This window comes from Curtobacterium sp. C2H10 (genome assembly GCF_025407985.1).
GTDB lineage: Bacteria > Actinomycetota > Actinomycetes > Actinomycetales > Microbacteriaceae > Curtobacterium.
The window spans coordinates 16,651-39,491 of record NZ_JABXGF010000009.1 but is presented as its reverse complement, the minus strand read 5'-3'; the positions used below and the strand labels follow the sequence as shown (position 1 = coordinate 39,491).

Genomic DNA, 22,841 nt, shown 5'->3' with positions numbered 1-22,841 from the left:
GGAGGTCACGGCACGCGGACGTCCTGCCACGTGGCCGTGCGGAGCTCCTCCTCGTACAGCGCACGAGCCCGTGGCAGGTGGCGTCGTTCGACCGCGAAGACGTGCACCGCGATGCCCGCCCACAGCACCCCGGGGAAGAGCGCGAGCACGACGTCCTGCCAGTCGGTCGCACCGGCCAGTTGCGAGACGGCCGGTGCGAGGAACAGGACGGCCAGGACCGCGGAGAGCCACGCGAACCAGCTGGTCCGGTCGATGAAGTGCGCGAGCCACCGGACCCGCCGTCGGGCGGGGACGCCGACCGGCTCCGGACCCCCTCGAACCCACTCCCGCAGCGCCAGCTGGGTCGCGTACCCGCCGATGGTGGCCCAGGCGACGACGACGAGGACGGTCACGAGCACCCCCGCGCCGATGCCGACGGCCACGACGGTCGACACCGGGATCGCGAACCGTGACGCGAACACGGCGGCGGCGAACCCGCAGAGCAGTGCGACGGCAGCGGCACGGGCCCAGCCGCCGAGGTCGATCTCCCGGAGGTGCATGCGTCGGACAGTAGTCCGGGCCTTGACCTGGAGCGCGGTTGAGGGTGTCGGGTGGGGCCATGCACATCCGCCAGGTCCAGCTCGCCACCCGCTCCCTCGACGACACCGTCCGCTTCTACGAGCGACTCGGGTGCGCCGTGCTCGCCGACGACGACTCGGTCCGGGTCACCGTCGGGTCGTCGCAGCTCGTCTTCCGGGTGCTCGACGGGATGACCGGGGCGCACCACCTCGCGTTCACGATCCCGACCGGGACGTTCGCGGACGCGAAGCGCCGGGTGGCCGAGGTCGCGACGGTGCTCGGGGCGCAGGGTGTCGACGAGTTCGAGGGGCCGGCGGGCTGGGACTCGCGGTCGGTGTACTTCGAGGGGCCCGACCGGCAGCTGCTCGAGCTCATCGAGCGACGGGAGCTCCCCGACGGCGACGCCGTGGCGGCCGACGGGCAGGCCGCGCCGGCCGACGGGCACGCCGCGCGGGCCGACGGGCACCCCGCACCGCTCGCCCCGCTGCTCGTGTCGGTCAGTGAGGTCGGCATCGCAGTCCCGGACGTCCCCGGGGCGGTCGAGGCCCTCCGCCAGCACGGACTCGACCCCTACGCCGACCCGGCGGGGCCCGACTTCGCCGCCGTCGGCGACGTCGACGGGCTGCTCATCCTGGTGTCGCCCGGCCGCCGGTGGTTCCCGACGCTGGACCGGGCCCCGTCGTCGGCTCCGGTGGTGGTCGATCTCGGGCTCGGCACGACGGTGGAACTGGCCGAGGGCGTCCTCCTGCGGTGAACGGGCGAGAGCGTCCGGGCGGGGCCTTGTAGAATCGACGGATCATGGCGCAATTCGGTTCACTCTCCGATCGGCTGACCGAGACCTTCCGCAACCTGCGGAGCAAGGGTCGGCTGACTCCGTCCGACGTCGACGGCACCGTCCGCGAGATCCGGCGGGCGCTCCTCGACGCCGACGTCGCGCTCGAGGTCGTCAAGGCGTTCACCGCAGCAGTGCGCGAACGCGCTCTCTCCGACGAGGTCAACCGCGCGCTCAACCCGGCGCAGCAGGTCGTCCAGATCGTCAACGAGGAACTCGTCGGCATCCTCGGCGGCCAGCAGCGGCGTCTCGAGTTCGCGAAGCGGCCCCCGACGGTCATCATGCTCGCGGGCCTCCAGGGCGCCGGCAAGACCACGCTCGCCGGCAAGCTCGGCAAGTGGCTCAAGAAGGACGGCCACACGCCGATGCTCGTCGCGGCGGACCTCCAGCGTCCGAACGCCGTGCAGCAGCTGCAGGTCGTCGGCGAACAAGCCGGCGTGCACGTCTTCGCGCCGGAGCCCGGCAACGGCGTCGGCGACCCGGTCAAGGTCGCGAAGAACGCCATCAAGGCCGCGGTCGACCAGCAGTACGACACCGTCATCGTGGACACCGCCGGTCGTCTCGGCGTCGACGCCGAGCTCATGAAGCAGGCCGCGAACATCCGCAAGGCCGTCGACCCCGACGAGGTCCTCTTCGTCATCGACGCGATGATCGGTCAGGACGCGGTCAACACCGCCCGCGCCTTCCAGGAAGGCGTCGACTTCACCGGCGTCGTCCTCTCGAAGCTCGACGGCGACGCCCGCGGTGGTGCGGCCCTGTCGGTCGCCAGCGTGACCGGCCGTCCGATCATGTTCGCCTCCACGGGCGAGGGGCTCGACGACTTCGAGCCGTTCCACCCGGACCGCATGGCGAGCCGCATCCTCGACCTCGGCGACATCCTCTCCCTCATCGAGCAGGCGCAGGGTGCCTTCGACGAGGAAGAAGCGCGCAAGGTCGCCGAGAAGATCGCGAGCGACTCGTTCACGCTCAACGACTTCCTCGAGCAGATGCAGCAGCTCCGCAAGGCCGGCTCGATCAAGGGCATGCTCGGCATGCTCCCCGGCGCCAAGGGCATGCGCGAGGCGCTCGACAACTTCGACGAGCGCGAGATCGTCCGCACCGAGGCGATCATCCAGTCGATGACCCCGCAGGAGCGCGAGCTGCCGAAGCTCCTCAACGGCTCCCGCCGCCTCCGCATCGCCAAGGGTGCCGGCTCCACCGTGACCGAGGTCAACGCCCTCGTGAACCGGTTCGAGCAGGCCGCGAAGATGATGAAGACCGTCGCCCGCGGTGGCGTCCCGCAGATGCCCGGCATGGGGCCGATCCCCGGTATGCACGGCGGCAAGAAGCAGCAGCAGGGCGGCAAGAAGAAGTCCAAGGTCGGCAACCCGGCGAAGCGTGCGGCGCTCGCCGCGGGTGCGGCCGCGGCGCCGCAGCAGGCGCCGAAGGGGTCCGGTCTCGGGCTCGGCGGCGGCAAGGGCGGCAAGGCGCCGACCGAGGAAGAGCTCGCGTCGCTGCAGAAGTTCCTGGGTCGCTGACGCGGCTCGCGATCGCACTCCCGCACGTCCCCCAGGACTGGAGGCGCGGTGCCGGCCGGCACCGCGCCTCCCGTCCGTCGGACGGTGACGGTCAGAGCGAGTCGCGCAGCTCGGTGACCAGGTGCCGGACGACGGCGCGCAGGTCTCCGCCGTTCTCCTGCGCGACCTGCAACTGCCGCTGGTAGGAGGCGCCGTCCGCGATCATCGTGTCGAGGTGGTGCAGCTCTTGCTGACACCCGAGACGGTCCGCCACCGGGTCGAGCCGCTGCACGAGGTCGTGCACCTCGTCGGTCACGAGCCGCTCGTCGCCGGCCGCGTTCGTGATGATCTCGGCCTCCATGCCGTACCGGGCCGCGCGCCACTTGTTCTCGCGGACGAACCAGGGCTGCATGGTCGGCAGGGTCTCGCCGGCGTCGAGCCGGTCGGACATCTCGGTGACGAGGCACTGGACGAGCGCGGTCACGGCCCCGACCTCGTGCAGGGTCGAGATGCCGTCGGAGACGCGGTTCTCGAGGGTGCCCCAGCCGGGCGACGGGCGGATGTCCCAGCGGAGGTCCTTGACGCCCTCGATGACGCCGGTGCGGGTGAGGTCGTCGACGACCTCCTCGAAGTTCGCCCACGCGCCGAGTGCCGGCGGCAGGCCACCGGTCGGCAGCTGCTGGAACATCAGGGCGCGGTTCGAGGCGTACCCGGTGTCGGTGCCGGCCCAGAACGGGCTCGAGGCGGTGAAGGCCTGCAGGTGCGGCACGTACGCGAGCATCGCGCCGAGGATCGGCAGCGCCTTGTCGCGGTCGTCGATGCCGACGTGGACATGGACGCCCCAGATGAGCATCTGACGGCCCCACCACCGGGTGCGGTCGATGAGGGTCGTGTAGTGCTCGCTGTCCGGTGTGATCTCCTGCTGGTCCCACACGGCGAAGGGGTGGGTGCCGGCGCACATGACCTGCGCGTCGAGCGGTTCGGCGGCGTCGACGACCTCGCCGATGATGCCGGACAGCTCGCTCGTGGCACCGCTCACCCGCGAGTGGACGCCGGTGACGACCTCGACCGTGTTCGTCAGGAGCTCCTCGGTCACCCGGTCGTGGTCACCGAGCCGCTGCTGCACCGCCTGGATCACGGCCGGGGCACGCGGGGTCAGGTCGCCGGTGTCCCGGTCGACCAGGGGGAGCTCCCACTCGACGCCGATGGTCGACGGGCGGGACTCGGTGAAACGGATGTCCATGCTGTACATCCTGCCCGGCTCCTTGTCGGACACGCACAAGGAACCGCACTCCCGGTCGTGCGGATCCGATTCACAGACGATCCACACCGGGCGTACCGTAGTAACGCTCAACAGGGAAGAGGTAGGCATGCAGCTGGTCGTGCGCGGGACGAACGCACCGCTCGTCGGAGAACTCGACATCCCGGTCTCGAAGTACCACGCGCACCGCGCGCTGGTGCTCGCGTCGCTGGCGAAGGGGACGAGCATCGTCTCCGGCATCAGTGCGACCCGGCAGGTCGAGTGGACCGTGGGCACGCTCCGTGCCCTCGGCGTCGACGTCAAGCGCCGCGGGAACGAGTACCACGTCACCGGCCTCGGCGGTCGGTACGAGGCCACCGACGTCGTCGACCACGGCTCGCGGGGCGCCGACGGGCTCCTCAACATGGGCTCCTCGGGCACCACGCTCTACTTCATGACGGGGCTCGCGTCGCTGGCCGACAAGCCGATGACCCTCTCGGGCATGAAGTACTTCCAGCGCCGCCCGATCAAGGCCCTGCTCACCTCGCTCACCCAGATGGGCATCGAGCTCGAGGCCACGAACGACTGCCCGCCGGTCACCGTGCAGCCGAAGCGTCCGCGCGGCGGCGACGTCCAGATCGCCGGCACCCTGTCGCAGTGGATCTCCGGCCTGCTCCTCGTCGCGCCCTTCGCGGATGAGGAGACCCGGATCCACATCACCGGCGGACGGCTCAACGAGCAGCCGTACGTCGAGCTGACCGTGCGCATGATGCGCCAGTTCGGCCTCACGGTCGAGGTGTCCGACGACTGGCTCGAGTACCGGATCCCGGCGAACCAGCAGGCCACCCCGCACGACTACGTGATCCCGCCGGACATCGGCTCGGCCGCGTTCGGCATCGCTGCGGCCGGCATCCGCGAGTCGAACGTGCTGCTCCGCGGCATGACGGCGTTCACCACCGCCGAGACCGACCACCCGGAGAGCGAGTTCCTCGACCTCGCCACGGCGATGGGCGTCCCGATGCGGATCGACGAGGAGACCGGCTTCGTGCGCATCGAGCACGACGGCTCCCCGCTGCGCCCCCTCGACATCGACTGCCAGCCGATCCCGGACCTGCTGCCGATCCTGTCCACGATGGCGACCTTCGCCGAGGGCACGACCCGGCTCTGGAACGTCGCGCACATCCGGTTGAAGGAGTCCGACCGCGTCGCGGCGATGCTCCAGCTCAACCGACTGGGCGGCCGCGCCGAGCAGGGCGCCGACGAGCTGCGCGTCACCGGCGTCCGTCCGGGCGACCTGCACGGGTCGCCGATGTCCTCGTTCAACGACCACCGCGTGCTGATGTCGCTGGCCGTCGCCGCGTCGAAGGCCGACGGCGTCTCCGCCCTCACCTACCCGCGCGCCTACCGGATCTCGTACCCGACCTTCCTCGAGGCGATGAACTCGGTCGGCCTCGACATGGAGGTCGGCGACGGCGCCGAGGCGCAGATCGCCCGCGACGACCGGATCGACGCCGCCGAGGCCGCTGCGGAGAGCACGGACCTGGGGGATGAGCAGGAGACGGTGACGAGCGCGCTGCCCGAGCTCGCCGGCGTCGACGCCGATCCGCTCGTCCTCAGCGAGAAGGTCCGCGCGCTCTCCCAGCAGGACCCGGACGGCCTCGCCGTGATCGAGGTCGGCGGCCCCGAGCCGGTGAACACGACGTGGCGCGAGCTGCAGGACGAGGCCGACAAGGTCTCCGCCCTGCTCCTCGAGCTCGGTGTCCGCACGGGCGAGTCCGTGGCGATGCAGCTGCCGAACTGGCGCGAGTTCGTCTCGATCACCCTCGGTGCGATCCAGATCGGTGCCGTCGCGACGCCGATCATGCCCGTGTTCGGTCCCCGCGAGACCACGATGACGCTGGCCCGGTCCCGCGCACGCGTGGTCTTCCTGCCGAACGTCTTCCGGAAGCGTCGCCCGGCGCTCGAACTGCTCGAGGTCATCGACGAGGCGAAGGCCCAGAAGCGCCGCCTGTCGGTCGAGCACGTGGTCGTGCTCCGCTCCGAGGCCCGCGGGCAGGCGGACAGCCCGACGAACCAGCCGCCGCTGCCCGCCGACGCCGCCGACCGCGTCGCCGCGAGCGAGTGGAACTGGCGCTACTTCGACACCGCGCTCGACTCGGTGCAGGTGGACGTCGACCAGATCCTGTCCCACGCGCCCGGCCCGGACGACGTCTGCCAGCTGCTCTTCACCTCCGGCACCACCGGCGAGCCGAAGGGCGTGCAGCACCCGCACCGGACGCTCGGCCTGGCGACCGCGATGCACGTCGCGCAGTCCGGCCTGACGAGCGAGGACCGGATCTACATCCCGTCGCCGCTCGCCCACCAGACCGGGTTCCTGTACGGCATGCTCCTGGCCTTCCGGCTCGGCGCACCGCAGGTCATCCAGCCCGTGTGGGACGGCACCGTCGCGCTCGAGCAGGCGTTCGGCGCCGCGAAGGCCACGTTCGTGCAGTGCGCGACGCCGTTCCTGACCGACCTCGTCGACCTCGTCGAGGCCGGGGCCGGACAGCCCGAGTCCCTCCGGATCTTCGTGCCGACGGGCGCCGCGGTGCCCCGTGCACTGGCCCAGCGTGCCGCGACGGTGGTCGGCACCGCGATCCTCGGCGCGTTCGGTACGAGCGAGACCTGCCTCGGGGCGCTCTCCAGCCCGACCGACGACCCGGCGGACGCCTACGGTCACGACGGTCGCGCGCTGCCCGGCATCCGGATCCGCATCGTCGACGACGAGGGGCACGAGCTGCCGGCGGACACCGAGGGCAACTTCGAGCTGCACTCGCCGACGATGTTCGACGGGTACCTCGACCGGCAGGACCTCACGGACGACGTCTTCACCGAGGACGGCTGGTACAAGACCGGCGACCTCGCGAAGGTCGACGCCAAGGGCTTCCTGTCCATCACCGGCCGCGTCAAGGACGTCATCAACCGCGGTGGTGAGAAGATCCCGGTCGTCGAGATCGAGAACCTGCTCTACCAGCACCCACTCGTGACCGACGTGGCGATCGTCGCGATGCCGGACGCCCGCCTCGGGGAGCGCGCCTGCGCGTTCGTCGTGCCGGCGGCCGGTGCGGAGCAGCTCGACTTCGCCGCGATGCAGCGCGCGCTCGACAAGGCCGGCGTGAGCAAGTACTACTGGCCTGAGCGTCTCGAGTACATCGCCGAGCTGCCGCGCAACGCGGTCGGCAAGGTCCAGAAGAACGTCCTGCGCGAGCAGGCAGCCGCGCTCGTCGCGACGAAGGAGAACTGACAGATGACGATGGTCATGGAGCCGCAGACCGAGGCCGCCTTCCAGGAGCTCAAGGCCGAGGTGACCGAGTGGGTCCGCGGTCGCGGCGAGGAGTGGGCGGAGGAGATCGAGCGCACCGGCCAGGTCGCGCCCGAGCTGTTCCAGGAGCTCAAGGACAAGGGGTGGCTGTCGCTCGCCGCCCCGGCCGAGCTCGGCGGACGGGGCATCCCGTTCTCGCGCTACCTCGAGATCATGGAGATCGTGTCGCGCTCGCACGCGTCGATCCGCATGCTCGTGCACGTCATCAACGGCACCTGGCGCGCCATGCAGCCGTACGCGACGCCGGAGCAGCTCGACGAGGTCGTGAAGCCGAGCGTCGCCGGTGACAAGCTCGTCGCGTTCACGCTGACCGAGGCGACCGCGGGCACGGGTGCCGACATCCGCACGACCGTCCGCCGCGAGGGCGACACCTACGTGATGAACGGCGAGAAGCACCTCATCACGTTCGGCGTGAAGGCCGACTACTGGCTCATCGCCGCGCGCCTCGAGGGCACCACGGGCCAGGACGGCACCGTCGCGTTCCTCATGCCGAACTCCGGCCTGCCCGGCGCCGAGGTGATCGACGACTCCGACACCATGGGCATCCGTGGCACCGACCACGCGATCCTCCGCTTCACCGAGACCCCGATCCCTGCCTCCGCCCGCCTGGGCGACGAGGGCCAGGGCCTCGAGGTCGCACTCGGCGGCTTCCTGCTGCCGAGCCGCGTGTCCGTCGCGATGAGCGCCGTCGGTCTCGCCGAGCGTGCGAACGAGCTCGCCGTCGAGTACGCGAACAAGCGCGAGACGTTCGGCAAGAAGCTCTCCAGCCGGCAGGCGATCCAGTTCTACGTCGCGGAGAACTACGCCGACATCGCCGCCGCGCGCGCCCTCGTCCTCGAGGCGGCCCGCGCCTACGAGGAGGGCCGTCCGGACGCCGGCACGCTGTCCAGCGCCTCGAAGATGGTCGCCGTCGACATGCTCGCCCGCGTCACCGACAAGGCACTGCAGGTGCACGGCGGCCAGGGCTACTGGAAGCGCAACGCCATCGAGCGCGTCTACCGCGACGCGCGCGCGCAGCGCTTCGAGGAAGGCACCAACGAGATCCAGAAGCTGGTCGTCGGCCGCGCCGTCGTGACCGGCCAGGCCGGGTTCTGATCCGCAACCACTCCATGGCCTGGAGGCGCGGTGCGGGCCCGCACCGCGCCTCCAGGCCCTGACAACGCAAGGAACACATTGGCTGCAACCACTGCTCCCATCGCCCTCATCACGGGTGCCTCCCGCGGCATCGGCCGCCTGCTCGCGCAGAAGCTCGGCCAGCGCGGCGTCACCGTCGTCGTGACGTACAAGGGCAACGCCGACCTGGCCGAGGAGTCGCTCGCCGACGTCAAGGCCGCCGGCGGCGACGGGATCACGGCGCAGGTCGACATCGAGCAGCCCGAGTCGATCGACGCGCTGTTCGACCTCGTCCGCGACACGTACGGGCGTCTGGACTACTTCGTCGCGAACGCCGCCGCGAGCGCCTTCAAGCCCGTCGCGGACCTCAAGCTGCACCACCTCGACCGCAGCTACGCCACGAACGCCCGCTCGTTCGTCCTCGGTGCGCAGCGTGCCGCGCAGCTCATGGACAGGGGCGGCCGCATCGTGGTGGTCACTTCGTACGGGTCGCTCCGCGCGTTCCCGACGTACGCCGCGCTCGGTGCCGCGAAGGCCATGAGCGAGTCCTACATGAAGTACATGGCGGTCGAGTTCGGGCCCCGTCAGATCACCGTGAACGCGGTCAACGGCGGGCTCATCGACACCGACTCGCTCGAGTACTTCTACACGAAGGTGCCCGGTCAGGCGCCGATCGACACCGTGTTCGAGAAGCTCCCGCTGCAGCGTCCCGGCACCGCCGACGACATGGCCGACGCGGTGGACTTCCTGCTCTCCGACAAGGCCGGCTACATCACGGGCCAGGTGCTGTCGGTCGACGGCGGCCTGACCGTGATCGCCCCGCCGTTCTGGGCGGACACGACGTCCCCGCTGCGCGACGCGGTCCTGCCGCCGGCCGACGCTGCCGCCGACTCGGCTGCCGACACGGCAGAGTAGGCGCATGAGCACCGTCGCCATGCCCGACCTCGCCGTCGTCTCCTCGCCGTGGACGCTCGGCCCCCTGACCCTGCCGAACCGGGTGGTCATGGGGTCGATGCACACCGGGCTCGAGGTGCACGACGACGGCGGGGCGGGCATGGCGGCGTTCTACCGTGAGCGTGCCGCCGGGGGCGCCGCCTGCATCATCACGGGCGGCATCGCGGTGAGCGACGAGGCCCGTGGTGGCCCGGACTTCGCCGTGTTCGGCGTCGGGGGAGCGGACGAGCGGTTCCGTACCGCGGTCGACGCCGTGCACGACGCCGGTTCGGTGATCCTCGCGCAGCTCTTCCACGCCGGGCGGTACGCGCTCGCGTCGGGCATGGTCGACCGGCACGGGGAACCCCAGCGTGTGGTGGCCCCGTCCGCGTTGCCGTGGGCGGCTGCCCGTGGCGTGGTGCCGGTCGAGCTGACCGCCGCCGAGATCGAGCAGACCATCGAGGACTTCGCCGACGCCGCCCGGTCCGCGCGGGACATCGGCTTCGACGGCGTCGAGATCATGGCGTCCGAGGGCTACCTCATCAACCAGTTCCAGTCGCCGCTGACGAACCTGCGCGACGACGAGTGGGGCGGGGACGCGGTCCGGCGTCGTCGGTTCACGGTGGCGGTCGTCGACGCCGTCCGCAGGGCGGTACCGGACCTCGCCGTGACGATCCGGCTCTCCGGCGCCGACCTGATGCCCGGCTCGTCGACCGACGACGACGTCGACGCGCTCGTGCACGAGCTGCTGCCCCTCGGCCTCGACGGGATATCGGTCGGCATCGGCTGGCACGAGTCCCGCACGCCGACCGTGCAGGCCGCGGTGCCGCACGGCGCGTGGCTCGCGTACGCCGCCCGCATCGCCGGCGTCGTCCGCGCTTCGGCGTACCCGGACGTGAAGGTCATCGCGTCGAACCGGATGACGGACCTGCGCGACGGTGAGGCCGTGCTGGCCGACGGGCTCCTGGACGCGGTCGCCCTCGCGCGCCCGTTCCTCGCCGACCCCGCGATCGTGAACCGGTCGCTCGCCGGCGCCTTCGACCTCGTCAACACCTGCATCGGCTGCAACCAGGCCTGCCTCGACCGCTCGATCGTCGGCCAGCCCGTGTCGTGCCTGGTCAACCCGCGCGCGGCCCGCGAGGTCGCGTTCCCCGCCCGCCCGACGACCGACCCGAAGCGCGTCGACGTCGTCGGTGGTGGCCCGGCCGGGCTCGCCGCCGCGGTCGACGCCGCTCGTCGCGGCCACACCGTGACCCTCTGGGAGGCGTCCGACCGGCTGGGCGGACAGTTCGACCTCGCCGCGCTGGTGCCCGGCAAGGAGGACTACGCGGCGACGGTCCGCGCCGCCCGCGCCGAGCTCGAGGACCGCGGCGCGACGATCCACCTCGGTCGGGCCGCCACGGCCGCCGACCTCACCGCGAGCGAGGCCGTCGTGCTCGCCCCCGGTGTCGTGCCCCGGACGATCGACGTCCCCGGTGCCGACCTGCCGCACGTCCGGTCCTACGAGCGGGCGCTCCGCGAGGGCGTCCCCGCCGGGACCGTCGCGATCATCGGCGGCGGTGGGATCGGCGTCGACACGGCGGCGTTCCTCGTCGAGTCGCCCGACGAGGCCCGGCGTGCCACCGAGTTCGGCGTCCGCTGGGACCTCGACGTCGCGGACACCGTCGTGGGGGACGTGCCGCAGCGGCTCCCCGTGGCGACCCGCACGCTCCGACCCGGCGGCGACGTCACCGTCCTCCGTCGCTCGGGCAAGTTCGGGCAGGGCATCGGCATCACCTCCCGCTGGGTGGCGATCGGCCGGCTCCGGGACGCCGGCGTGCACCTGGTCGGCGGCGTGCAGGAGTACCTCCGCATCGAGCCCGGTGTGCTCTGGATCCGCGACGAGCACGGCGAGGAACGCGGCGTCCCCGCGGACACCGTGGTGGTCTGCGCCGGGCAGGAGCGGGCGCTCGGGACGGATGCCGAGGCGGGCGCAGGGCCGTCCGACGGACTCGAGTCGGGCCTCCTGGCAGCCGGTGTGCCGTACGCCGTCGTGGGCGGCGCACGCGACGCCCGGAGCGTCGACGCGGTGCGTGCCACGTCCGAAGCGCTCGAAGCGGTTCGACGACTCGCACCCTGACGGCGCGTCCCGACTCGCTTCTCGCTCGGAAACCTGCAAGAATGAACGGTCGAATCGTGTCCGCTCGACCCTCTATCCAGCGGATCACGGTCTCATCGAGCTTCCACCGTGTGTGCCCCCACGCCCGCGGTCCGGTTCAACCACAACAACACGCAACAGGAGCATTTGTGGCTGTCAAGATCCGTCTCAAGCGTCTCGGTAAGATCCGGGCGCCGTACTACCGCATCGTCGTCGCCGACTCGCGCACCAAGCGCGACGGTCGCGTCATCGAGGAGATCGGTCAGTACCACCCGACCGAGGAGCCCTCGGTCATCAAGATCGAGTCCGAGCGTGCGCTCTACTGGCTCGGCGTCGGCGCGCAGCCGACCGAGCAGGTCGCGGCCCTCCTCAAGCTGACCGGCGACTGGGCCAAGTTCAAGGGCGAGAAGGACACCGAGTCCAAGGTCAAGGTCGCCGAGCCCAAGCAGGCGTTCGTCGTGGACTCCTCCAAGAAGGCCGTCCTCAAGCCGAAGTCGGAGAAGACGGCCCCCGCCGCCGCTCCGGCCGAGTCGGCCGACGAGACCGCAGAGACGACCGAGGCGTAATTCCTTGCTCGAATCCGCGCTGACGCACCTCGTCAAGGGGATCGTCGATCACCCTGACGACGTGCGCGTCGCCAGTTCCACCTCCGCGCGGGGCGAGGTCCTCGAGGTGCGTGTGCACCCCGAGGACCTCGGCCGCGTGATCGGTCGCGCCGGACGGACCGCAAAGGCGCTGCGCACCCTCGTCTCGGCTCTCGCCGACGGCAAGCGGGTGCGTGTCGACGTGGTCGACACCGATTCCTAGGGAGACGACCCAGCTCCGGGTGGGTCGCATCACGAAGGCGCACGGGCTCAAGGGCGGCACCAAGCTCGAGCTCTACACCGACGACCCGGATCGTCGGTTCACGCCCGGAGCCGTGTTCACGCTCCAGGTCCCGGACGACTCGCCCTGGGCCGGCAAGACCATCGCGCTCGACGAGCTCCGCTGGTACAACGGCCACCCGGTCGCCTTCTTCGAGGGCATCGGGGACCGCACCGCAGCCGAGACGCTCGCGCGGGCGATCCTCTGGGTCGAGCAGGACGCCGACGCCGAGACCGGTGAGGACGACGCCTGGTACGACCACCAGCTCGTCGGGCTGACGGTCCTCCGCGACGGCGTCGAGGTCGGTACCGTCGCGCGGGTCGACCACCTGCCGGCGCAGGACCTCCTCGCCATCGACACCCCGTCGCGGGGCGAGGTCCTCGTGCCGTTCGTCTCGGCGATCGTGCCCGCGGTGGACATCGCCGCCGGCACCGTCACCGTGACGCCGCCGACGGGCCTGTTCGAGGACCCCGAGGACACGTCCCGACCCGAGACCGTGACGGACTAGCGCGCGTGCGCATCGACATCGTCACGATCTTCCCGGAGTTCTTCTCCGTGCTGGACGTCTCGCTGCTCGGCAAGGCCCGCTCCGGCGGCCTGCTCGACCTGCACGTGCACGACCTCCGCTCGTGGACGACCGACCGGCACCGCACCGTCGACGACACCCCGTACGGCGGGGGAGCGGGCATGGTCATGAAGCCCGAACCGTGGGCGCTGGCGCTCGAGTCGCTGTTCCGGCCCGACGGCTCGTCGACCCTGGTGGTCCCGACGCCCGCCGGCACGCCGTTCACGCAGTCGATCGCGCGCTCGCTCGCGTCGACGTCGGACCACCTCGTGTTCGCCTGCGGGCGGTACGAGGGGATCGACGCCCGGGTCTTCGAGTGGGCCGCGGCGCACGCCACGGTCGTCGAGCTCTCGCTGGGCGACTACGTGCTGAACGGCGGCGAGGTCGCTGCGATGGCGATGATCGAGGCCGTCGGGCGACTCGTGCCCGGAGTCGTCGGCAACCCCGAGTCCCTCGTCGAGGAGTCCCACGAAGACGGGCTGCTCGAGTACCCGTCGTACACGAAGCCCGCGTCCTGGCGTGGCTTCGACGTGCCGGACGTGCTGCTCAGTGGGCACCACGCCCGCGTCGGTGCGTGGCGGCACGAGCAGCAGGTGGAGCGGACGCGGCGCGTCCGGCCGGATCTGCTGCCGGACGCGTAGCGCGCGGCTGGCGCTGCGGGCGGCTGGCGCTGTGCCCGGCTGCGCGCGGGCGGTCGGACGCGCGCTCCGCGAAAGCGACAGCAGTGCGCCACCTGCTGGCGGGCGTCTGTCGCTCTCGCGGCACGGACCGCGCAGCACGGCTGTGACCTGTCGCTTTCGCGGCTTCGGCGCCGGCCGCGCACTGCGAGACAGGAGGCGCGGGAGCGGCCCGCACCGCGCCTCCCGGCCCTGATGTGACCACCTGGGCTCGGTGCGCCGCTGGCTGCGGATCCTCAGGCGGTCGCGTCGGCGCGCTGGGCGCGACGCAGGGTGAGGACCTCGGGACCGGCGTCGGTCACGGCGACGGTGTGCTCGACGTGCGCGGCGCGCGAGCCGTCGACGCTCTTGAGCGTCCAGCCGTCGTCGTCCTGGAACAGGTCGGCGGTGCCCTGCATGAGCCACGGCTCGATCGCCACGACCAGCCCCTTCTGGAGCTTGAGACCGCGCCCGGGCCGGCCGTCGTTCGGGACGTGCGGGTCGCCGTGCATCGTCCTGCCGACGCCGTGCCCGCCGAACTGCAGGTTCACGTCGTAGCCGGCGTCCTTCGCGACGCGACCGATCGCGTACGACACGTCGCCGAGCTTGTTGCCCGTGCGGAACTGGGCGATGCCCGCGGTGAGCGCGCGCTCGACGGTGTCGATCAGCCGCTGGTCGTCCTCGCGCGGGGTGCCGACCTGCACCGTGACGGCGGAGTCCGCGACCCAGCCGTCGACGCTCGCGGCGAAGTCGAGGCTCACGAGGTCGCCGTCGACGACCACACGGTCGTACGGCAGGCCGTGCAGCGCCGCGTCGTTGACCGAGGTGCAGAGGTTCTTGCCGAACGGCGACTTGCCGAACGAGGGGTGGTAGTCGACGTAGCAGCTCACCGCGCCGCGGTCGGCGATCATCCGTGCGGCAACCCGGTCGAGGTCGAGCAGGTTCACGCCGACGTCGACGGTGTCGAGCAGTTCGTCGAGGACGTCGGCCACGAACCGACCGGCGGCGCGCAGGCCGTCCAGCTCGGCGGGGGTGCGGAGTTCGATCATGGGACCATCCTCGCGCGTTTTGCGGACGTGGGTTGCTGTGGCAAGATGGGTAGCCGTGCCCTGGCTGGACTCTGCCACGGGGGAGTCGCCGACACCGGGCACACACCTTCACTTACCGAATTCGATCCGCGGCGACCCGTGTGCGTCCGCAGAGAGTGACCCAATCATGAGCCAGCTCCTCGACCACGTCGACGCAGCGTCGCTGCGCACCGACGTCCCGGACTTCCGCCCCGGCGACACCATCAAGGTGCACGTCAACATCATCGAAGGCACGCGCTCGCGTGTCCAGGTGTTCCAGGGCGTCGTCATCGGACGCCAGGGTCACGGCCTCGGCGAGACCTTCAAGGTCCGCAAGGTGAGCTTCCAGGTCGGCGTCGAGCGCTGGTTCCCGGTGCACTCGCCGATCATCGACCACATCGAGATCGTCACCAAGGGTGACGTCCGTCGTGCGAAGCTCTACTACCTCCGCGAACTCCGCGGCAAGGCTGCCCGTCGCAAGATCAAGGAGAAGCGCGACTCCTGATCGCCTTCACAGTGAGCGTCCGCGAGCCGGACGCCGCTGTCGGCCCCTCGTCCATGTACGGTTGTGCATCGACGGGGGGCTTTCCCTTTTTCGTGGACTCCTGCGGTCCGCGACGGGATCCTGTGGTTGAACGAGAGCGGAAATGACGGACACGACTGACGAAACCGGGCGCCGGCCCCGTGTCGAGAAGAAGCGGAACGGTGTCCTCACCTTCCTCCGCGACCTCGTCATCATCTTCATCGCGGCGTTGCTCGTCTCGTTCCTCGTCAAGACCTTCCTGATCCGGTCGTTCTACATCCCGTCGGCGTCGATGGAGAACACGCTGCAGATCAACGACCGGGTGATCGTCAACGAGCTCGTGCCAGACGTGGTGTCCCTCAAGCGCGGCGACGTCGTCGTGTTCAAGGACCCGGGCGGGTGGCTCACCGGGTCCGAGGTGCCGAGCGTGACGCCGACGACCCAGCCGGCGAAGGCCATCGACTGGCTCCTCACCCAGGTCGGCCTCGGCACCGGCGACAGCGACGACCACCTCATCAAGCGCGTCATCGGCCTGCCCGGCGACAAGGTGTCCTGCTGCAACGACCTCGGGCAGATGTCCGTGAACGGTGTGCCGATCAAGGAGCCGTACCTCAAGTTGCCGACGGGGGAGACCCGCGCCTCGGGGACCGACTTCTCGGTGACCGTGCCGAAGGGCGCCATCTGGGTGATGGGCGACAACCGCTACGACTCGAAGGACTCGCGGTACAACGGCGACACCCCGTCGAAGGGGTTCGTGCCGCTGTCCGACGTGACCGGCCGTGCCTTCGTCATCTCGTGGCCGTCGAGCCGGTGGACCTGGCTGGACGACCACCCCGAGGTGTTCGCGGGCGTGGAGGAGCGGGAGAAGTGACCGCCGTCCGGCCGTCGCTCCGGCTCGAGAAGAAGCTCCTGGCCGACGGCCGGGTGACCGTCATCGGGATGGACGAGGTCGGCCGCGGCGCGATCGCCGGGCCTGTCGCCGTCGGGGTCGCTGCCGTGACGCTCGACATCGGCCGGGTGCCGCAGGGGCTCGCCGACTCGAAGCTGCTCACCGCCGCTCGTCGCGAGGCCCTCGACCCCGTCGTCCGCCGGTGGACCCGGACCGCGGTGGGGATGGCGTCCGCCTCGGTGGTCGACGAGCAGGGCATCGTGCCGGCGTTGGGCCAGGCCGGGGCGTCGGCGATCGCCGCGCTGGTGGCGGACGGACTCTCGCTGGATGGCGCCGTGGTCGTGCTCGACGGTTCGTTCGACTGGCTCACCCGTGCCGTCCCCGTGACGCTCCGGCTGCCGTCCGACCCGCTCGAGGTCGTCGTGCGGGTCAAGGCCGACCGGGACTGCGCTTCGGTCGCTGCGGCCTCGGTCGTGGCGAAGGTCGCTCGTGACGCGCTGATGACGGCTGCGCACGACGAGGCGCCGCACTACGCGTGGGCGTCGAACAAGGGGTACGGGTCGACGGCGCACTACGACGCGATCCGGTCGGTGGGGGCGCACGCGCTGCACCGGAAGAGCTGGTTGCACCAGGCGTCGAGCGTGGCGCTGGACGGGTTCGCCGAGTTGGACGCGCTCGCGGGCTGAGCGCGTTCGGTCGTGCGTCGGGCTGTGGGTCGGTCGCGCGTTGTGGTGAGGGTCGGTCGCGGTGTGTCGTCGGTGCTTCCATCGCCGTAGACTGTGGGCGCGATGGATGACGACGAATTCGACGACTACGACCGCGAGGTCGAACTGGCCCTGTACCGCGAGTACCGCGACGTCGTGTCGCAGTTCCGGTACGTGGTCGAGACCGAGCGACGTTTCTACCTGGCCAACGAGGTGGAACTCGCCCGCCGTGACACTGAACACGATTTCTACTTCGAATTGACGATGAACGACGTCTGGGTGTGGGACGTCTACCGTTCCGACCGCTTCGTGAAGTCCGTCCGGGTGCTGACGTTCAAGGACGTGAACGTCGAGGAACTCACTTCCCGCGAACTCGAGCTGCCGAAAGAACTCGCGCTCGACGAGTGATCTTCACTTCTTTTCGGTGAATCTGAGAATCGCCGAGACAATTGTGCCGGAATGCATTCCGCCCGCTAATGTGAAGGGGATTTCCCGTCCCCTGCACAAGGAGCACGTCATGGCACAGAAGGTCACCGTTCAACTCGTCGACGATCTCGACGACACGCCCATCACCGCCGGCTCGGGTCGGACCGTCGAATTCGCCTTCGACGGATCGTCGTACGAGATCGACCTGACCGACGACAACGTCGACAAGTTCCGTGAGGCGATCTCCGACTACGTCGCCGCTGCGCGCAAGGTCTCCGGCCGCCGTTCCGGTGGGACTGCTCCGAAGGCGGCGCCGAAGCGCGGCAACTCGGAAGAGCTCGCCAAGATCCGTGAATGGGCGAAGGAGAACGGGTACGAGGTCTCGACCCGCGGGCGTATCTCCACCCAGGTGCAGGAAGCGTACGCAGCCGCACACTGAGTGCCCCTGCTGCAGGACCCCGGACGGCTTCGGCCGACCGGGGTCCTTCCTTGTCCTCCACAAGTCGTCGTCCGCCGATTCCCGTCCACAAATCGTCGAGGTGCGACTCGATGGCGCGTCGATTCCCGGGATCGTCGTGGCGGAGGCAACGACATGGAACGAACACCGCTGCGGAACAGCAGTCTCGGACGATTCGGCGAAGGACAGGCTGCGGAATGGCTCGAACGCCACGGGTTCCGCGTCGTCGAACGCAATTGGCGATGCGCCCGCGGGGAGATCGACATCGTCGCGTGGCAGTCCTGCACGCTGTGCTTCATCGAGGTGAAGACCCGGTCGGGGAACGCGACCGGCCATCCGTTCGAGGCGATCACGGCCTCGAAGGTCACACGACTGCGCCGCCTCGTACCGGCCTGGTTCGCGGACCATCCCGAGGTCTCGGCGCGGATGATCCGCATCGATGCCGTCGCCGTGCACGTCGACGGTGACCGCGTCGGGGTCGAGCACGTGGCGGGTGTGCTGTGACGACGGACATCGGGCGCGCGTCGGCGATCGCGCTCGTCGGGGTCCAGGGGCGCGTGATCGAGGTCGAGGCGCACCTCACCAGCCAACTGCCCGGCTTCAGCATCATCGGGCTGCCCGACGCGGCCCTGGGCGAAGCGCGTGAGCGGGTCCGGTCGGCCAGCGCCGTCGCCGGCTGTCCGCTCCCGGCTCGGCGGATCACCGTGAACCTCACCCCGGCGTCGATCCCGAAGCGTGGCTCCGGGTTCGACCTCGCCATCGCCATGGCGGTCCTCGGGGCCGAGGGCATCGCGCCGCAGGTCTCCCGCGACGTCGCGTACATCGGCGAGCTCGGACTCGACGGGCGGGTCCGGCCCGTGCCCGGGGTCATCCCGATGGTGATCGCCGCGCGGGACGCCGGCATCCACACGGTCGTCGTGCCGTTCGGCAACGTCGAGGAAGCCCGGATCGTGCCGGGCGTCGAGGTGATCGGCACACCGTCGCTCCGGGCGAGCGCGATCACCGCCGGTGCGCTCCTGCCGCCGGTCGAGACCGACCCCGTCCTGCAGCCCGCCGTGGCAGAGGTCCGTCCGGACGTGCACGACCTCGCAGACGTGATCGGCAACGCCGTCGGCGTCCGGGCGGTGATCGCGGCCGCGGCCGGAGGGCACCACGTGTTCCTGCTCGGCCCGCCCGGTGCCGGCAAGACGATGCTCGCCGAGCGCCTGCCGGGTCTCCTGCCGGACCTCGACCCCGAGGCAGCGCTCGAGGTCGCGGCCGTCCGTTCCGTCAGCGGGCTCGGCAACCAGTCCTGGAGTGTGCGACCGCCGTGGGAAGCGCCGCACCACTCGTCGTCGGCGATGGCCCTGATCGGCGGGGGCTCGGGGCTCCTCCGCCCCGGTGCCGTGTCGCGGGCCACGCGCGGGGTGCTCTTCCTCGACGAGGCGACCGAGTTCCCCCGAGCGGTCCTCGACGCACTCCGCCAGCCGCTCGAGTCCGGTCGGATCACGATCCACCGCAGCGTCGGCAGTGCTGAGTTCCCCGCACGGTGCCAGGTCGTGCTCGCGGCGAACCCCTGCCCGTGCGGCAACGCGGGGACCCGGGGTGGCCCACCGTGCTCCTGCAGCCCGAGCACGGTGCGGAAGTACCTCGGCCGCCTCTCCGGACCGCTCCTCGACCGGATCGACATCCGCGTGGCGGTACCCCGGGTGACGACGGGCACGATCCGCTCGGCGGAGGGCACCGCGCCCACCACGGCCGAGGCGGCAGCGCGTGTGGCCGCAGCCCGACGTCGGATGGCCGATCGGCTGCACGGCACCGGCTGGGCCTGCAACGCCGAGGTCACCGGGCCGTGGCTCCGGTCGGAAGGTCGGGCGGAGCCGGGCGCGACGGCACCGCTCGACCGGGCACTCGACTTCGGCACGCTGACGATGCGGGGGTGGGACCGGGTCATGCGGTTGGCGTGGACGATGGCCGACCTCGACGACGTCGAGCGTCCGGGCTCCGTCGAGGTCCGGCGCGCGCTGACACTGCGGAGCGCGCTGTGAACCCGTCGCCCGACGAGGACACCCTCGCCCGGGTCGTCTGGAGCGTCCTCGCCGAACCGGGCGACGCCGTCGCGGGGGAACTCGTCGCGGCGCTCGGACCGGACGAGTCCCTCGCACTGGTCCGTCGTGCGGCTGCGGGCGGCGCGAGCGAACTCCTCGAGCAGGTCGGTACGGACGCGTCGTTCGCCGACGGCCCCGACCGGGCCCGCGCGGCGCTCGAGTCGGCGTTCGACCGGTGGCGACCGCGCCTCGGGGGAGCGGACGACCGCGCCGTCGCGGCCATGGCGTCCGCCAGCGCGGTCGGCGCGCGCCTCCTCGTCCCGGGCACGCCTGAGTGGCCGAGCGGGTTGGAGGACCTCGGGCCGCACGCGCCGTTCGTGCTGTGGAGTCGTTCGGAGCTGGACGACCCGGTCGGTGCAGCCGGCTGCCGCGGGGCGCTCGCGATCGTCGGATGCCGGGCGAACACCGTCGCCGGGGCCGAGGCCACGGCGGAGATCGCCTCCGTCGCGGCGGACGACGGCGTCGAGATCGTGTCCGGCGGCGCGTACGGCATCGATGCCGTGGCCCATCGGGTCGCCGTCGCCGCCGGGACCCCCACGACGGCGGTGCTCGCCGGCGGTGTCGACCAGTTCTACCCGGCGGGCAACCACGACCTGCTGCGCAACGTGCTCGGACGGGGCCGGGTGCTGTCCGAGTCGCCACCGGGGACCCGGCCGACGCGGTGGCGCTTCCTGCACCGCAACCGGCTGATCGCTGCTCTGTCCGGGGCAACGGTGGTCGTCGAGGCCGCTGCTCGGTCGGGGGCGCTCAACACCGCCCACCACGCGTTGCACCTCGGTCGTCCGGTGTTCGCCGTGCCCGGACCCTTCGCGTCGGCCGCCTCGGTCGGATGCCACCGGTTGATCGCCGACGGCACCGCGCAGATCGTCGTCCAGCCCCGCGACCCGGTCGCAGCGGTGTCCGCGGTCGTCGTCCACGACGCGCCGCCGGTGGCGGAGGTGCTCGTCCTCGGGACCCGGTCGGATCCGCACGTCACGCGGGCGCTCGACGCACTCGACCGGCGGCCGCTCCCGGTGGAGGAGATCGCCCGTCGGAGCGGGCTCTCCGTCGACGACACGGCGGACGCCCTCGCCCTGGCGCAGCTCGAGGGGCTGGTGGTGGCACTGGCCGAGGGATGGTGCCGTCGATGACGGACGTCGGACCTACGCTGGGCGGGTGACGGAACGCACCGGGGAACGGCTCGCAGTGGCGGTGGACGCGTTCCTCGCGCACGCCCGCCACGGCCGCGGACTCAGCGAGCAGACCGTCCGCGCCTACGCCAACGACCTCGAGCAGCTCGTCGCGTTCGCCACCGCCCGCGGAGTCGATCGGCTGTCGGACCTCGGCCTCGAGCTGCTGCGCGACTGGCTGTGGGATGCGGACCACCGGGGCTTGGCTCGGTCCACCATCGCTCGCCGGTCGTCGTCGGTCCGGGCGTTCACCCGGTGGGCGAGCGAGTCCGGGTGGATCGCGTCCGACCCGGGCGTGCGGCTCCGGGCGCCGAAGGGGGCGTCGCACCTCCCGCGCGTGGTGTCGTCCGACCAGGTCCGGACGATGCTCGACGGATTGGCCGCTCGGGCTGCGACCGACGATCCCGGCGCGCTCCGCGACCTCGCGGTCGTGGAACTCCTGTACGCGGCGGGGATCCGGGTGAGCGAACTCGTCGGCATCGACGTGCGCGACCTCGACCGGGGCCGGCTGACCGTCCGGGTGCTCGGCAAGGGCGGGAAGGAGCGCGTCGTGCCGTTCGGGGTGCCCGCACGCGATGCGCTCGAGGCGTGGCTCGACCGTGGTCGCCCGGCGTTGCTCACCAGCGCGCAGGCGGGCGATGGTCGCGCGTCGGGCGATGGCCGCGCGGCGGGCGACGGCCACGCGGCGGTCAGCGGTGCCCGGAACGCCGCGCCGGCTGCGGACGCGCTGTTCCTCGGTGACCGCGGTGGCCGGCTCGGCGTCCGTGGCGCGTACCGGATCGTCGCTCGGCTCCTGCAGGACCTGCCGGGCGACGGTCCGAGCGGTCCGCACACCTTCCGGCACACGGCGGCGACGCACCTGCTCGACGGGGGAGCGGACCTCCGTGCCGTGCAGGAGCTGCTCGGGCACGCCAGCCTCGGGACGACCCAGATCTACACGCACGTCTCCTCCGCACGGCTGCGCGAGGTCTACCGCACGGCACACCCCCGCGCCTGACCGGACTCACCCCGTCCAGGCGGACTCGGGCAGCAGCACCGGCCACGCCGCCGCGGGCAGGTACGGCGTCGGATCGACGTACCGGTCGTCGAGCCGTGCGCCGAGGTGCAGGCACGGGTCCGCTGCCGGACAGTGGCCGACCGACACCGTGCCCACCGCGTCACCCTGCGCCACGGTGTCGCCCGTCGCGACCCCGGGCGCGACGGAGTCCACCGTGCTCCGGAGCCCGCCGCCGTGGTCGATCGTCACGACCCCGCGCCCGGCGACCTGCCCGGCGAACGTCACCGTCCCGTCGTCGACGGCCACCACCGCGGTCCCGAGCGGCGCCGCGACGTCGATCCCGCGGTGGCCCGCTGCGTAGTCGTCCGCCGGGGCCTCCCACGGCCGGCCGACCACCCGGCTACCGGTCGGCCACACCCACGGTGCCTCCGCCGACGCAGGCGTCGGGCGGTCACGGGCGACGTCGTTCCGGACCGGCGATGACGTGGCGATGGGTGACCCGGTCGCACGGGAGTCGATCCCGTGCTGCAGTGGGCACAGGAGCAGCAGGAACGCGACGACGACTGGACCCGGGTGACGGAACGACATCCGCCCAGCATCGCGGTGCGTGGCGCCGATCGCGCCGAAGGCGACCCGTCCTGTGGACGGTGACCCGCGCCTCCTGGACCGTGGAGGGGAAGCGGGAGCGATCCGGACGAGCAATGCGACACTCCACCAGCGGTTCGACGCGCGGAATGTCGAAAGACTCGTGGATCGCACCAACCGGC

23 protein-coding genes are annotated in these 22,841 nt (G+C 71.4%); 19 read left to right on the top strand and 4 right to left on the bottom strand.

Annotation, left to right across the window (positions count from 1 at the left end; all coding sequences use genetic code 11):
• Window positions 1-5: 5 nt before the first annotated feature.
• Window positions 6-539, bottom strand: a complete 534-nt coding sequence (locus HWD93_RS06255; RefSeq protein WP_261646376.1) for a hypothetical protein — start codon at window positions 537-539, stop codon at window positions 6-8.
• Window positions 540-598: 59 nt separating this feature from the next.
• Between HWD93_RS06255 and HWD93_RS06250 the strand changes: the two genes are divergently transcribed.
• A complete protein-coding gene (locus tag HWD93_RS06250) occupies window positions 599-1,312 on the top strand; it encodes a hypothetical protein (RefSeq protein ID WP_261646375.1) in 714 nt (237 codons plus the stop codon).
• A gap of 44 nt (window positions 1,313-1,356) precedes the next feature.
• The gene (gene ffh, locus HWD93_RS06245; RefSeq protein WP_022905829.1) at window positions 1,357-2,907 is read left to right on the top strand and encodes a signal recognition particle protein; all 1,551 of its coding nucleotides are present in this window, start codon (window positions 1,357-1,359) and stop codon (window positions 2,905-2,907) included.
• A gap of 91 nt (window positions 2,908-2,998) precedes the next feature.
• Here the strand turns inward: ffh and HWD93_RS06240 are convergent, their stop codons facing one another.
• Window positions 2,999-4,138: a glutamate--cysteine ligase gene (locus HWD93_RS06240; RefSeq protein ID WP_217637395.1), complete on the bottom strand. Its 1,140-nt coding sequence runs from the start codon at window positions 4,136-4,138 to the stop codon at window positions 2,999-3,001.
• Between the two features lie 118 nt (window positions 4,139-4,256).
• Here HWD93_RS06240 and aroA point away from each other — a divergent pair, with 118 nt between their 5' ends.
• The 8 genes from aroA to trmD all read left to right on the top strand — a co-directional run bounded on the left by aroA (window position 4,257) and on the right by trmD (window position 13,740).
• Entirely contained in the window at window positions 4,257-7,409 is a 3,153-nt protein-coding gene (aroA, locus tag HWD93_RS06235) for a 3-phosphoshikimate 1-carboxyvinyltransferase (protein ID WP_261646374.1), read from the top strand.
• A gap of 3 nt (window positions 7,410-7,412) precedes the next feature.
• On the top strand, window positions 7,413-8,582 hold the full coding sequence (locus HWD93_RS06230) for an acyl-CoA dehydrogenase family protein (protein ID WP_217647253.1): 1,170 nt from the start codon (window positions 7,413-7,415) through the stop codon (window positions 8,580-8,582).
• A 78-nt stretch (window positions 8,583-8,660) separates the two neighbouring features.
• Window positions 8,661-9,515: an SDR family oxidoreductase gene (locus tag HWD93_RS06225; protein WP_071296154.1), complete on the top strand. Its 855-nt coding sequence runs from the start codon at window positions 8,661-8,663 to the stop codon at window positions 9,513-9,515.
• A gap of 4 nt (window positions 9,516-9,519) precedes the next feature.
• A complete protein-coding gene (locus tag HWD93_RS06220; protein WP_261646373.1) occupies window positions 9,520-11,652 on the top strand; it encodes an FAD-dependent oxidoreductase in 2,133 nt (710 codons plus the stop codon).
• Between the two features lie 167 nt (window positions 11,653-11,819).
• Window positions 11,820-12,236 (top strand): 30S ribosomal protein S16, encoded by a 417-nt coding sequence (rpsP, locus tag HWD93_RS06215; RefSeq protein WP_070416404.1) that lies wholly within the window; start codon window positions 11,820-11,822, stop codon window positions 12,234-12,236.
• A gap of 4 nt (window positions 12,237-12,240) precedes the next feature.
• A complete protein-coding gene (locus HWD93_RS06210) occupies window positions 12,241-12,477 on the top strand; it encodes an RNA-binding protein (protein ID WP_022902329.1) in 237 nt (78 codons plus the stop codon).
• 19 nt (window positions 12,478-12,496) lie between these two features.
• Window positions 12,497-13,042 carry a ribosome maturation factor RimM gene (gene rimM / locus HWD93_RS06205; protein WP_261646372.1) on the top strand — a complete coding sequence of 182 codons (546 nt, stop codon included), beginning with the start codon at window positions 12,497-12,499 and terminating at the stop codon, window positions 13,040-13,042.
• A gap of 5 nt (window positions 13,043-13,047) precedes the next feature.
• The gene (gene trmD, locus HWD93_RS06200) at window positions 13,048-13,740 is read left to right on the top strand and encodes a tRNA (guanosine(37)-N1)-methyltransferase TrmD (protein ID WP_070416402.1); all 693 of its coding nucleotides are present in this window, start codon (window positions 13,048-13,050) and stop codon (window positions 13,738-13,740) included.
• A 272-nt stretch (window positions 13,741-14,012) separates the two neighbouring features.
• Here the strand turns inward: trmD and map are convergent, their stop codons facing one another.
• On the bottom strand, window positions 14,013-14,804 hold the full coding sequence (gene map / locus HWD93_RS06195; protein WP_261646371.1) for a type I methionyl aminopeptidase: 792 nt from the start codon (window positions 14,802-14,804) through the stop codon (window positions 14,013-14,015).
• 166 nt (window positions 14,805-14,970) lie between these two features.
• Here map and rplS point away from each other — a divergent pair, with 166 nt between their 5' ends.
• The 9 genes from rplS (at window position 14,971) to HWD93_RS06150 (ending at window position 22,074) form a co-directional block, all read left to right on the top strand.
• A complete protein-coding gene (gene rplS, locus HWD93_RS06190) occupies window positions 14,971-15,327 on the top strand; it encodes a 50S ribosomal protein L19 (protein ID WP_022905818.1) in 357 nt (118 codons plus the stop codon).
• A 142-nt stretch (window positions 15,328-15,469) separates the two neighbouring features.
• Entirely contained in the window at window positions 15,470-16,216 is a 747-nt protein-coding gene (gene lepB, locus HWD93_RS06185; RefSeq protein ID WP_092386757.1) for a signal peptidase I, read from the top strand.
• On the top strand, window positions 16,213-16,920 hold the full coding sequence (locus HWD93_RS06180) for a ribonuclease HII (protein WP_261646370.1): 708 nt from the start codon (window positions 16,213-16,215) through the stop codon (window positions 16,918-16,920). The genes lepB and HWD93_RS06180 overlap by 4 nt, the downstream gene beginning before the upstream one ends.
• Before the next feature lie 102 nt (window positions 16,921-17,022).
• Window positions 17,023-17,346: a DUF2469 family protein gene (locus HWD93_RS06175; RefSeq protein ID WP_070419101.1), complete on the top strand. Its 324-nt coding sequence runs from the start codon at window positions 17,023-17,025 to the stop codon at window positions 17,344-17,346.
• 109 nt (window positions 17,347-17,455) lie between these two features.
• Window positions 17,456-17,803, top strand: a complete 348-nt coding sequence (locus tag HWD93_RS06170) for an Lsr2 family protein (RefSeq protein WP_070416398.1) — start codon at window positions 17,456-17,458, stop codon at window positions 17,801-17,803.
• A gap of 153 nt (window positions 17,804-17,956) precedes the next feature.
• Window positions 17,957-18,325, top strand: coding sequence for a YraN family protein (locus HWD93_RS06165; protein ID WP_261646369.1), 369 nt, complete (start codon window positions 17,957-17,959; stop codon window positions 18,323-18,325).
• Complete coding sequence (locus tag HWD93_RS06160) at window positions 18,322-19,848, top strand: YifB family Mg chelatase-like AAA ATPase (RefSeq protein WP_261646368.1); 1,527 nt, start codon at window positions 18,322-18,324, stop codon at window positions 19,846-19,848. Before HWD93_RS06165 ends, HWD93_RS06160 begins: the two co-directional genes overlap by 4 nt.
• Window positions 19,845-21,038 carry a DNA-processing protein DprA gene (gene dprA / locus HWD93_RS06155; protein ID WP_261646367.1) on the top strand — a complete coding sequence of 398 codons (1,194 nt, stop codon included), beginning with the start codon at window positions 19,845-19,847 and terminating at the stop codon, window positions 21,036-21,038. The genes HWD93_RS06160 and dprA overlap by 4 nt, the downstream gene beginning before the upstream one ends.
• 25 nt (window positions 21,039-21,063) lie before the next feature.
• Window positions 21,064-22,074: a tyrosine recombinase XerC gene (locus HWD93_RS06150; RefSeq protein ID WP_261646366.1), complete on the top strand. Its 1,011-nt coding sequence runs from the start codon at window positions 21,064-21,066 to the stop codon at window positions 22,072-22,074.
• Between the two features lie 6 nt (window positions 22,075-22,080).
• Here the strand turns inward: HWD93_RS06150 and HWD93_RS06145 are convergent, their stop codons facing one another.
• Window positions 22,081-22,662, bottom strand: a complete 582-nt coding sequence (locus HWD93_RS06145) for a M23 family metallopeptidase (protein WP_261646365.1) — start codon at window positions 22,660-22,662, stop codon at window positions 22,081-22,083.
• Window positions 22,663-22,841 lie beyond the last annotated feature (179 nt).